Genomic DNA, 1,730 nt, shown 5'->3' with positions numbered 1-1,730 from the left:
CAGTATACGTAACTCCATCTATCCATGTGTAAGAATCACAAGCCGTTATTACGTCTGTACCAGAAGTAGGTACTCCAATGGTAAGGTCTAATGTAACGATAGAATCACATCCGTTGATGTTTGTTAGGTTAGCCGTGTACTGTCCAGAAGTTGTGTAAGTCTGTCCATTGGTAGCCCATGTATAGGTATTACAAGCTGTAACCGTTTCTGTTGTAGCATCTGCTCCTAAAACAGTTAAATCAAGAGAAACAATAGAGTCACATCCCGACGTATTTGATAAAACAACCTTATATACACCTGAAGTTGTATACGTTGCATTGTCTGCAGACCAAACATAATCACCACAACTTGTTGCTGATGTTACGTCTATCTCCATACCTGCTGTAATTGCTGGACCAGTAACATAGTTAGAAGCACTTGTAGTAAGATCTAAACTAAAATCAGTACTATGTCCTTCGTTTGTAGAAAGGTCAAAAATTGTTGAAACACCTGAATTATCATTTCCAGCAACACCTTCATTTAATGGAAAATATGCTACTAAGCCTGAAGTAGATTGTGAACATTCTTCTGCATTCATACCTGCAGCAATTTCTGCTTCTGTTTTTGCAAAATCCCATACTTTAACTTCATCGATGTCTCCAGAGAAATAAGATACATCATCTATTCTTTTTCCAATAGTAATAGCATGTGTAGTTCCAGTATTTACAATAGTAATTCTACCTTTTGCATCTTCAACACCATCGATAAACAAACGTACAGTGTCGTTGTCGTTAGGATCAAAAGTACACGCAACGTGGTGCCACTGACCATCATTTACTGGTGTAGTTGCTGAAAGTCCCGAACCTGCAACCTCGACACGGATAGAATTGTTAAACAAAGTATTAAAAGTAAACCTCTTTCCGTTATAGTAAGAAGAACCTCCATACTGTCCCCAGTCAACAATAACAGCTTGTCCGTTTCCTCCTTGTCCACCAGGTAAACTATTGTTCGTAGTATTAATCCAGGCCTCTATGGTTCTAGCACCATCTCCTGAAATACCCGCATTAGACGTTTTAACATAATCATCTACTCCATCAAAATTAAGAGCAGTGTTTTGTGCGAAAGCCCCTAAGGTTAAACAGGCAAACACACTGGTAATTATTCTTTTCATATTTATGGTTTTAACATAGCGACCAACGCACAAAGTTTAGTTGTCACTAATTCTTTTTTACGAGTTAAAAATCCATATGAAATACACGTAGCAATCGCAACAGCAAATTGCCTATTGTAGAAATCAACTTAAGGGGTATAGGTCATTACCTTCATGCAATAACTCAATATAGTGTGTTTCATATTTTAACCTACTTAGCGTTTTCTCTAAGCAGTAGTTTCAAATAGCGACACAAATATATTATGACTTTCATTTCCCTGAAGTAAACATGGGTAAACATAGGGTAAACAACATTGACAAACAACACATTACAAAACCCATACTGAGTTAAAAATGAAAATAAATGATTAAAAAAACTACAGTTCTTTCAAGAATTCGTAGAGTACAGTTCCTTTTTCCACGCCTAATTTCTTACTTAATCTGTGTTTGGATACTTTCACAGAATCTGGTGTTATCGACTTAACGATAGAAATTTGTTTAGTGGTCAATTTTAAACGAATCAAACCACAAAGTTTCAAATCGTTTTCGGTTAATTTGGGAAATTTGTTTTGTAACTTGATAAAGAATTCATCTCCTATCT

2 protein-coding genes are annotated in these 1,730 nt (G+C 36.1%); both read right to left on the bottom strand.

Going from position 1 to position 1,730, the window contains the following annotated elements; genetic code table 11:
- Positions 1 to 1,150 (bottom strand): LamG domain-containing protein (locus AC22ZQ_RS14540; protein WP_318959472.1); only part of this gene is annotated, 1,150 nt, incomplete at its 3' end.
- A gap of 356 nt (positions 1,151 to 1,506) precedes the next feature.
- The coding region (locus AC22ZQ_RS14535) for a helix-turn-helix transcriptional regulator (protein ID WP_318959471.1) at positions 1,507 to 1,730 on the bottom strand (224 nt) is incomplete at its 5' end.

The sequence above is a fragment of the Lishizhenia sp. genome (assembly GCF_057456495.1).
Note: the sequence above shows the minus strand (reverse complement) of the source record. Positions and strands in the feature narration are given on the sequence as shown.